Here is an 8,756-nt window from a genome sequence, read left to right on the forward strand (position 1 = left end):
GCGGCGCTCGACCGATTCGGCGCCACAGCACAGGGTTCGGTAGTCCTCAACGTCGTCGCCGATTTACTCCGCAGCGATATCGCGGACCGATCGATGACGCTCGCCGCCCAGCTCTTCACCTCGATCCTGCCCGTGCTCATCGCAATCGCCTCGCTCGGGCACAACGACGCGGTGGACCGCATGGTCGAGTGGATCGGCATGGTCCCGATCAGCGAACAACTCTCCTACGACGGCGCCACCAGCAGCGTTCCGTCCACGACCACGTTCGGTGTCGTCGGTGTCCTCATGGTGCTGCTGAGTGCGACCTCGTACGCGCGGGCGCTCGGCAGGTTCTACGCCCGGGCGTGGGAGGTGCCGATCGTGCCGATGCGCCAGGCGTGGCGGTGGTTCGTCGTGGTCGGGGCGATGGTTGTCGGCATCCTGTTCGTCGGTGGCGGACAGCTACTCGAGGACACGCCCTACATCGGCGGGTTGCTCAATGTCATCGAGGGATTCGTGGTGTGGTGCGTGATTTGGGCATTCGTTCCGCACATCCTCACCCGCGGCCGACTGAGCACGCGCATCCTGCTGCTCACCGGCGCGGTGACCGGGACCGGGCTGACCGTGCTCCGGCTGTGCAGCCAACCGGTCATGCCGACGGTGTCACAAACCGCAGTCGCGCAGTACGGCGTGCTCGGCATCGTCTTCACGATCGTGGGTTGGCTATTCATCTTCGCCATCGTGGTGGTGGCGTCGACGATTATCGTCGGATCGCTTGCGCGAGACGAGAACATCGGGCGCTGGCTCGGTTCGCATCTGCAGCCGCGCCAGGCCGGTGCGTTCAGAGGTTGGGTGCGCGAAAGCTAGGTCTGCAGGGTGTCTTCAGTTCGGTGCCGCCTCGGCGGAAGTGCCTCATGCCCCGGCCGGCCGTGGCTGCGACGGCGCTCTTTCATCTCCGCTTCGAACACGTGGCGGAGGCCGCCCTGAAGTTCGTCGCGGACTCGCCGCTCGTGCGCGCGGAAAGGGGACCAATAGGAGTCATCGAACTCCTCGACAATCTGGAACGTCCAGCGTCCGTCGAGAACATTGCGGCCGACCAGGTCAGTGTCGAGCCGGTCCGCGATCTCACCGTGTCCCGCCTCGCGGAGCCGATCGACCGCCTGGCCGAGGAGATTATCCGCGTGACCCATCAGTTGGTGGAAAGAGTAGAGGTCGCCGCGGGCGCGCTCGACCCATTCCAGCGCCTCGGAGAGTTGCCCCACCGCTTCGACGGTGGCGTCGCTGACGCCCTCGGGGCGCATGTGATCCATTTCGGCCCAGTCCGCCGCTTCCCGTTGCATGGCGCCGTCCTTCCCTCTGACATCGATAGTCGATGGCGAGGGGATACCCGCGCAGCCACCAGCTATGCATCGATATCGCATTGAGGTGGCAACCGGGTGGTCGCCGAACGCGGTATTCGATCCAATCCCCAAGCGCTGCAATAGGTCCGTGCGAACGCTGGGATACGTAGCTCTTACTAGCGGGGAGTCAGTTCGACGATCGCAATCGGGCGTTTCGTCTTCTCCTGATACGCCCGGTACTGACCCCGGTTGGCGCTGTTGACGATGTCCCAGTAGCGCGCGTAGTCCGTGTCGCCGGGCAGCACCGTGCGGGCGAGCGCCTTGCGCGTCCTGCGCCCAACCTGAATCGCACATTCGGGCTGGGCGCCGACATTGAGCAACCACGCAGGCGGCCGCGACGACCCGCCGTTCGATGCCGTCACGAGGTACTTCCCGTCGGTCCGTCCGTAGGTCAGTGCCGACGTGCGCTCCTTGCCGGTGCGGCGCCCGACGGTGCGCAGCAGCAGCGTGGGAATCCCGAGCAGAATGCGGTGCCCGATCCACCCACCGCTGTGCTGGTACACCGCTTGATGTACTTCCAGCGTCTTCACGAACAGGCTTGTCACGTTCGTCATGTTCCCCTCCGCTTCGCGATTCTCCCGGCGAGCCTACGGGGTGGGCGGGGTGGTTCGAGCCCAGCCGTGCCGGTAGCATTCGGCACGCTCGACGTGCTCGAAGACGTCGAGTCCGGGGGCGGTAGCTCAGTCGGTTAGAGCCGTGGACTCATAATCCATTGGTCGCGGGTTCGAGCCCCGCCCGCCCCACAAGTGCTGTGTATTAGGCCGGTTGAAGGCTGACAGTCTCGCTCGATGGTGTGCCTGCGGATGTGCCTACAGTGCGTCGTTGATTTCCTCTTTGAGCGCCTCGGATTGAGTACCGAACACCGCTTGCACGTTGTTGCCTACCTCGATCACCCCGGCGGCGCCCAGCGCCTTCAGCCGCGTTTGATCGACCTTGTCCTTATCGGCAACTTCCATACGTAGCCGTGTGATGCAGGCATCGACGTTGACGAGGTTCTCCCGCCCGCCGAACGCCGCGATCAACTGCTCGGCCCGACTGTCGGGCGGTGCCTTCGTGGTGGTCCCGGCACCGGCACCGGCACCGCCCCCGACTGCAGTCGGGGACTCCCCGCCATCTGTCAGGTTTGCCTGCTCCTCGGCCTCGAACTCATCCTCTGGTTCGCGACCCGGCGTACGCAGGTTCCACAATTTGATGACGAACCTGAACAACAGGTAATAGACGACGAAAAACACCAAACCCATGATGATGAGCAGCGGTATGTTCTTCGCGGCCGGTGCCCCGCCGTAGAGCAACAAGTCGATCAGGCCCGCCGAGAATGAGAACCCCAGATGGATGTCGAGTAGGTAGGCGATCGCCAGCGAGAGTCCGGTCAGCAGTGCGTGAACCAGGTACAGCGGGAACGCCACGAACATGAACGCGAACTCGAGCGGTTCGGTTACGCCGGTGATGAACGCCGTCAAGCCCGCGGCACCCAGGATGCCGATCGCGACTTTGCGCTGCCGCTTATCGGCGACGTGGATCATGGCCAGTGCGGCGGCGGGGAGGCCGAACATCAGGATTGGGTAGAAGCCCGAGGTCAGCCGGCCCGCGGACGGATCACCTGCCGCGAACCGGGTGAGTTCACCGGTGACCACTGTGCCATCGGGCTTCGGATATTCACCGTAGAGGAACCAGACGTACGAATTCAGGATGTGGTGCAGCCCAACGGGAATCAGCATTCGGTTGGCGAAGCCGTACGTGAAAGCGCCGAATGCGCCGGTACTGCCGATAAACGATCCGAGCGACGTGAGGCCGGAATTGAAAATCGGATAGAAATAGCTCATGCCGAACCCGAGGAACAGACATGCGACCGACACCGCGATCGGGACGAACCGACGGCCGCCGAAGAATCCGAGATACGAAGGCAGTTGAATCGTGTGGTATCGGTCGAAAAGCCAGGCCGTCACCAGTCCGACCACGATTCCGGCGAACACGCTGTAGTTGATCATTGCCTGCTTGCCAGTGCTGTCGACCTCGCCCTCGAGAACGATCGGGGACATCGACTTGAACACCGAGGAGATCACCACGTAGCCGACGACGGCCGCGAGTGCCGTCGACCCATCGGCTTTCTTGGCGAAGCCGATGGCGACACCGACGGCGAACAGCAGTGCCAGGTTGTCGAACACAGCGCCACCGGCGGCGCTCATCGCGTCGAAGAACGGCCCGATCACCGGCGTTTCGATACCGCCGAGCATGTCGTCCTGACCCAGGCGCAGCAGGATGCCAGCGGCGGGCAGTACAGCGATCGGCAACATGAGGCTCTTACCGAGCCGCTGCAATTGCGCGAAGCCGGGCATTCGAAATCCGGAACGTGTTTTCGTCTGCTCACTCATCGCCGACGGCCTCCTTTGGCTGTGCCAATCAGTTGACAAGCGTAGGCATAATCGCGGAATTCAGACGTTGAACGGGCCACCCTCGTATCGTTTGCGATGAACTCGAAACCGGACGCGGGAAATCGAATTGGCCAAAGGAGCGCATACGTGAGTACGACTCCAGTCCTCGCACCGGTCGAGGGACGAGCAGTGGCGTTGCAGGACGTGCCCGACCCGGTCTTTTCTGCCGGGATCGTGGGATACGGCGCCGCTGTGGATCCACCGCGGCGCGTCGTCGAAGCAGTCGCTCCGGTCAGCGGAAAGCTGCTGAAGTTGATGCCGCATGCCTACGTCATTTTGACACCGGACAACGTCGGCGTGCTCGTTCATCTGGGCCTGGACACCGTGGCTCTCAACGGCGAAGGCTTCACCACTCACGCAACTCAGGGTGATGAAGTCGCCGCAGGTCAAGTCGTGATCACCTACGACGTGCCTGCCATCGAGGCGAAGGGGCTCAATCCGATCGTGCCCGTCGTCGTCATGGACGAACGCGAGCCGGGCAACGTGGCGCTCTCCGACGCGGTCACGACCGGCGCCGAAATCGGCACCAGCGGAACACTTTTCACGGCGAACAAATAGATGGAAGTCGTCATTCTGCCGGAGATCGAGGCGATCGGTGTGCTGGCCGCCGATGCGATCGGCGAGTTGCTGGCGCGGAAGCCGACGGCGGTGCTCGGGCTGGCGACGGGGTCGTCGCCGCTCGTCGTATATGACGAACTTGCCGCGCGGTGGGCGGCCGGGAAGGTCTCGTTCGCGCAGGCCCGCGGCTTCACTCTCGACGAATACGTAGGTCTGCCCGCCGGCCACCCCGAGCGCTATCGCACGGTGATCGACACCGTGTTCGTTTCGCGGGTCGACTTCGGCAAGGGTGCGGTGGACGGACCGGACGGCCTGGCTTCGGATCTCCGCGCGGCTTGCGCGAGCTACGAGGATGCCATTCACGGTGCCGGTGGTGTCGACCTCCAGATACTCGGGATAGGCACCGACGGCCACATTGCGTTCAACGAGCCGGGTTCGTCGCTGGCCTCGCGGACCAGGATCAAAACGCTGACCAAGCAGACGCGCGTCGACAATGCGCGTTTCTTCGGTGACGATCTCGACGCCGTGCCAACCCACTGCCTCACCCAAGGCTTGGGCACCATCATGGAGGCTCGGCACATCGTGCTGGTCGCGACCGGTCGTGGGAAGGCCGAAGCGGTGCACCACCTTGTGGAAGGCGCGGTCAGTGCGATGTGGCCGGCAACCATCCTTCAGCATCACCCGCACGTCACGGTGCTACTCGACGATGCCGCGGCGCGGCGGCTGCAACTCGTCGACTACTACCGCGAAACGTATCTGTCGAAGCCGCACTGGCAGGGCATCTGAATGCTGCTGACCGCCGACGCTGTGGTCACCGGCCGGGAGGTGATGCGGCCGGGCTGGATCGAGATCGGGGCAGGTGTGGTGTTGGGGGTCGGCGTAGGTGTGCGCAACGACGCCCATGACCTCGGCGCGGTGACGGTGGTCCCCGGCTTCGTCGATACGCATGTGCACGGCGGCGGCGGCGGAAGCTTCGCGGCCGGGACGCGAGACGAGACGCTCGCCGCGATGCAATTCCATCTCCTGCACGGCACGACCACGATGGTGGCGTCGCTGGTGACCGCGACCTCCGATGAATTGCTGCGCGAGGTAGAGCAATTGAGCGACGACGTCCGCGCGGGTGTGATCGCCGGCGTTCACCTCGAAGGTCCATGGTTGGCCGTATCGCGCCGTGGCGCGCACGACGGGACGCTGTTGCGCGACCCCGATCCGGACGAGATCGATCGCATCCTTGCATTGGGCGGCGATGCAATTCGGATGGTGACCGTGGCTCCGGAGAGGGCCGGTGGGATCGACGCCATTCGGTGTTTCGTCGAGGCCGGTGTCATCGCGGCAGTGGGCCACACCGAAGCGACCTACGCGCAGACAAGAGCGGCGATCGACGCCGGAGCGACGGTCGGCACGCATCTGTTCAACGCGATGCGACCGATTCATCATCGCGAGCCGGGCCCGGTGATCGCATTGCTGGAGGATCCGCGGGTCACCGTGGAAGTTATCGCCGACGGCGTGCATGTCGATCCCGCGCTGTATCGGCACGTCGCAAACAGCGCCGGACCGGATCGGGTGTCGCTGGTGACGGACGCGATGAGCGCCGCAGGGATGGCGGACGGCCCGTACCGCCTTGGCCCGCTCGACGTGCAGGTGGTCGATGGCGTGGCGCACGTGGCCGGCACCGACACCATCGCGGGTAGCACAGCAACGATGGACAAGTTGTTCCGATTCGCCGTGCGACACTGCGGATTGCCGAGCGACGAAGCGCTGCTGCGAGCGGTGCAACAGACGTCGATCAATCCCGCGCGGGCGCTCGGACTTCCGGCCGATGGACTGACGTCCGGTAGCGCCGCGGATCTTGTGGTGCTCGATGCCGAGCTAGCCGTGACCGGCGTGCTGCGGCGGGGCGAGTGGGTGGTTGGGCCGTAGGTGCTTCAGTCCGGAGGTGGGCCACAAAGACAGCGGAGGGCATCCTGCTGCGGTCCGTGCCGATAGGGAGAATGATCGCTCCTCGTGGCCACCACATCTGCGACCCCTGCGTCATCGGCCCCGCAACGGGCGCGGCATCCGATGCGCCTCGCCATCATCATCGGCGCGCTCGGCGTCGTTTTCGGCGACATCGGCACGAGCCCGATCTACACCCTGCAGACGGTGTTCAATCCTGATGACCCGCATCCGGTTCCGCTGGACGAGGCGAACGTGCACGGCGTGGTGTCGCTGATTTTCTGGACGGTGATGCTCATCGTCACCCTGACCTACGTCACCCTGGTTATGCGCGCCGACAACCACGGCGAAGGCGGCATCATGGCCCTGATTACGTTGCTGCGCCGCGGAGCGCATACGCGCGGTCGCCGTGCGGCACTGATTCTGGCGGCGCTCGGACTGTTCGGGGCTGCGCTGTTTTTCGGTGATTCGATGATCACCCCGGCGATCTCGGTCTTGTCCTCGGTCGAGGGACTCAAGGTCATCGAGCCGGACCTGGAAGCGTGGGTTGTGCCGATCACTGCGGTGATCATCGTTGCCCTGTTCGCCGTGCAGCGTCGTGGAACCACCGCGGTGGGAAGGTTTTTCGGGCCGGTGATGATCGTCTGGTTCGTAGCGATCGCCGCCTGCGGGATCAACGGCATCCGGTCGAATCCGGAAATCCTCGTTGCGCTGTCACCGACCTACGCGATCAGCTTTCTCGCCGGCAATTTCCACGTGGCCTTCTTCTCGCTGGCCGCGGTTGTTCTCGCCGTTACCGGTGCCGAAGCCCTCTACGCCGACATGGGTCACTTCCAGCGTCGGGCCATTACCATCGGATGGCTCGGGCTCGTTTTGCCGGCGTGCACCTTGAGCTACTTCGGGCAGGGCGCACTGATCCTGGAGGACGCGAGCGCATCCAGTGCGCCGTTCTTCCTCTTGACGCCCGACTGGGCGCAGATCCCGATGGTGCTGCTGGCCACCGCCGCCACCGTGATCGCATCCCAGGCGGTGATCACCGGAGCGTTCTCCGTGGTTTCGCAAGCCGCCCAACTCGGCTATCTGCCACGCCTGCGGATTCTCCATACATCGGCGTCGACCATCGGCCAGATTTACGTCCCCTTCATCAACTGGATGCTCATGGTGTCTGTGCTGACGCTGGTCTTCGCGTTCGAGTCATCCGCGGCATTGGCGTATGCATTCGGCATGGCGGTAGTTGGCACCATCACCATCACGACACTTCTGTTTCTGTATCTCGCTCGGCAACAGTGGCATTGGCCGCTATGGGTCCTTGTGATTGGTGGGGGCGCGCTGATCGCCGTCGACCTGCTGCTTTTCGCGGCCAACCTCACCAAGCTGGTTCATGGCGCTTGGCTTCCGCTGGTAATCGCGGTGCTCGCGTTCCTGGTGATGACGACGTGGCAGCGCGGGAGGCGGCTCGTCACCGACTCGCGCCGCGGGATCGAGGGGCCGCTCGAACCGTTCATCGCGGGTTTGGGGGACCGGCGGCCGCCTCTCATCCGGATTCCGGGCAGTGCCGTCTTTCTCAATCGGGGATACGAGACGACGCCGCTGGCAATGCGGGCGAACGTGGAACACAACCAGGTCCTGCATGAGCACGTTGTGATCGTTTCCGTGCACACCGAACCAGTGCCGCGGGTACCCGAGGAGGACCGCGTGTCGGTGAACGACCTCGGGTTCCGCGATGACGGAATCCTGTACGCCACGGTCCGCTCCGGCTACATGGAACGACCGAATGTGCCCGCCGCATTGACACTCCTGTTGCCGTCGGAGGCGGAGGGCGGGATCGATCCGGACACCGCCTCGTTCTTCCTCTCGCATATCGACCTCGTCGCCGGACCCGACGACAATATGGTCGCGTGGCGTAAGCGGCTGTTCATCGCGACCTCGCGGATAACAGCCGACGCCGCGGCATATTTCAACCTGCCGAAGGACCGCACGATCATCGTTGGGTCACGTATGGAGGTGTGAGCATCGCGGGCGGCCCACCATGTATTCGGGGCAGTGGTTCCGCAGGTGATTTGCGCTACCGGTAGTCCGGGTTCGGGAAGTCGTAGCGACACCCCGCATCCCATCCGGCGCGCAAATTGCCGTAGGCCGGAACCCCGCCGGCATCCTTCAAGATCCGCGCCAGGTGCATGAGGTTCCAGGTCATGAAGGTCGTGTTGCGGTTGGTGAAATCGTTCTCCGGACCGCCCGAGCCGGGGTCGAGGTAGGACGGTCCAGGACCCGCTTCGCCGATCCAGCCCGCATCCGCCTGCGGTGGGATCGTGTAGCCGATGTGCTGCAGCGTGTAGAGCACGTTCTGTGCGCAGTGCTTGATGCCGTCCTCGTTGCCGGTGATCAGGCAGCCGCCAACCCGCCCGTAGTAGAGGTACTGCCCGGCCTCGTTCAGCAGATGCGATCCACCGTA

At 64.2% G+C, this 8,756-nt stretch carries 9 protein-coding genes and 1 tRNA gene; 6 read left to right on the forward strand and 4 right to left on the reverse strand.

The features are described from left to right. A partial coding sequence (locus tag A8G08_RS27390) for a YihY/virulence factor BrkB family protein (RefSeq protein WP_068271213.1) occupies window positions 1–846 on the forward strand: 846 nt, incomplete at its 5' end. Here A8G08_RS27390 and A8G08_RS05440 read toward each other — a convergent pair. Both A8G08_RS05440 and A8G08_RS05445 read right to left on the reverse strand, forming a co-directional pair. Continuing rightward, window positions 843–1,319, reverse strand: coding sequence for a hypothetical protein (locus A8G08_RS05440; RefSeq protein WP_068271216.1), 477 nt, complete (start codon window positions 1,317–1,319; stop codon window positions 843–845). The genes A8G08_RS27390 and A8G08_RS05440 overlap by 4 nt on opposite strands. A gap of 176 nt (window positions 1,320–1,495) precedes the next feature. Further along, window positions 1,496–1,933 carry a nitroreductase/quinone reductase family protein gene (locus A8G08_RS05445; protein ID WP_068271220.1) on the reverse strand — a complete coding sequence of 146 codons (438 nt, stop codon included), beginning with the start codon at window positions 1,931–1,933 and terminating at the stop codon, window positions 1,496–1,498. A gap of 115 nt (window positions 1,934–2,048) precedes the next feature. On the opposite strand from A8G08_RS05445, the gene A8G08_RS05450 reads away from it, so the two are divergent. Continuing rightward, window positions 2,049–2,122, forward strand: a tRNA-Ile gene (locus A8G08_RS05450). Window positions 2,123–2,188: 66 nt separating this feature from the next. On the opposite strand, the gene A8G08_RS05455 is transcribed toward A8G08_RS05450, so the two are convergent. Beyond that, on the reverse strand, window positions 2,189–3,751 hold the full coding sequence (locus tag A8G08_RS05455; protein ID WP_068271223.1) for a PTS transporter subunit EIIC: 1,563 nt from the start codon (window positions 3,749–3,751) through the stop codon (window positions 2,189–2,191). Between the two features lie 147 nt (window positions 3,752–3,898). Between A8G08_RS05455 and A8G08_RS05460 the strand changes: the two genes are divergently transcribed. The 4 genes from A8G08_RS05460 (at window position 3,899) to A8G08_RS05475 (ending at window position 8,314) form a co-directional block, all read left to right on the forward strand. Beyond that, window positions 3,899–4,369, forward strand: a complete 471-nt coding sequence (locus A8G08_RS05460) for a PTS sugar transporter subunit IIA (protein ID WP_068271225.1) — start codon at window positions 3,899–3,901, stop codon at window positions 4,367–4,369. Continuing rightward, window positions 4,370–5,155, forward strand: coding sequence for a glucosamine-6-phosphate deaminase (nagB, locus tag A8G08_RS05465; protein ID WP_068271228.1), 786 nt, complete (start codon window positions 4,370–4,372; stop codon window positions 5,153–5,155). Then, the gene (gene nagA, locus A8G08_RS05470) at window positions 5,156–6,289 is read left to right on the forward strand and encodes an N-acetylglucosamine-6-phosphate deacetylase (protein WP_068271232.1); all 1,134 of its coding nucleotides are present in this window, start codon (window positions 5,156–5,158) and stop codon (window positions 6,287–6,289) included. A 141-nt stretch (window positions 6,290–6,430) separates the two neighbouring features. Then, a complete protein-coding gene (locus A8G08_RS05475) occupies window positions 6,431–8,314 on the forward strand; it encodes a potassium transporter Kup (RefSeq protein WP_084435968.1) in 1,884 nt (627 codons plus the stop codon). A gap of 55 nt (window positions 8,315–8,369) precedes the next feature. Here the strand turns inward: A8G08_RS05475 and A8G08_RS05480 are convergent. Next, on the reverse strand, window positions 8,370–8,756 hold a 387-nt coding region (locus tag A8G08_RS05480; protein ID WP_483757007.1), incomplete at its 5' end, for a flavodoxin family protein.

Source organism: Aldersonia kunmingensis (genome assembly GCF_001646865.1).
In the GTDB taxonomy this organism is placed as follows: domain Bacteria; phylum Actinomycetota; class Actinomycetes; order Mycobacteriales; family Mycobacteriaceae; genus Aldersonia; species Aldersonia kunmingensis.

Coding starts and splice junctions, on each gene's coding strand:
- A8G08_RS05440 (WP_068271216.1), bottom strand. CDS start 1,319: ATGCAACGGGAAGCGGCGGACTGGGCCGAAATGGATCACATGCGCCCC.
- A8G08_RS05445 (WP_068271220.1), bottom strand. CDS start 1,933: ATGACGAACGTGACAAGCCTGTTCGTGAAGACGCTGGAAGTACATCAA.
- A8G08_RS05455 (WP_068271223.1), bottom strand. CDS start 3,751: ATGAGTGAGCAGACGAAAACACGTTCCGGATTTCGAATGCCCGGCTTC.
- nagB (WP_068271228.1), top strand. CDS start 4,370: ATGGAAGTCGTCATTCTGCCGGAGATCGAGGCGATCGGTGTGCTGGCC.
- nagA (WP_068271232.1), top strand. CDS start 5,156: ATGCTGCTGACCGCCGACGCTGTGGTCACCGGCCGGGAGGTGATGCGG.
- A8G08_RS05475 (WP_084435968.1), top strand. CDS start 6,431: ATGCGCCTCGCCATCATCATCGGCGCGCTCGGCGTCGTTTTCGGCGAC.